The sequence below is a fragment of the Pseudomonas sp. 51_B genome (assembly GCF_017491595.1).
Taxonomy (GTDB): Bacteria; Pseudomonadota; Gammaproteobacteria; order Pseudomonadales; family Pseudomonadaceae; genus Aquipseudomonas; species Aquipseudomonas promysalinigenes.
Genome location: NZ_JAFGYW010000108.1, coordinates 1 through 594 on the forward strand (window position 1 = coordinate 1; position 594 = coordinate 594).

A 594-nucleotide genomic window follows, 5' to 3' on the forward strand; every position below is an offset into this window, starting at 1 on the left:
TTCCTCATTCGCCCGATCGCGGGCACACCGTGGTTCCTCGCCACCGCCCTGCCGACCAAAATGCTCACCGCCCAGCGTGACGATGTGCTCAACAGTCTCAGCCTTATCCAGATACCGCTGGTGATCCTGCTGGTTCTGTTGCAGGTTTACGCGATTCGCAAACTGGTACAGCGCATGAAGGCTCTGAAAGCCAACATCGATTCACTGTCCAGCGGTGACGCCGCCCTGACCCGCCGCATCACCATTCGCGCTGAGGACGAACTGGGCGCCATCGGCCATTCGGTCAACACCTTCATCGTCTATTTGCAGAACATGATCGGCGAAGTCACCCAGGCCACCGGTGCCATGGCGTCCAGCCTCGACAATCTGCAACGCACTTCGGCGCACACCAGCCAGATTCTGCTGCGTCACGCCTCGGAAACCGACCAGACCGTCACTGCCATTACCGAAATGAGCTCGACCGCTGAAAGCGTGGCGCAGAATGCCGCTGAAACCGCTGCGTTCACCCAGCGCGCCAATGAAAATGCCGATCGCTCGCGCGTCGTGGTGGGTGAAGCAACCAACAGCGTGGTCGCGCTGATCGACGAAGTGGCC

General features: G+C 60.3%; 1 protein-coding gene. It reads left to right on the top strand.

Annotated features, from left to right (window positions below; all coding sequences use genetic code 11):
- Nucleotides 1–594: methyl-accepting chemotaxis protein (locus tag J5M56_RS23880; RefSeq protein ID WP_207937928.1), on the top strand; the 594-nt coding region annotated here is incomplete at both ends.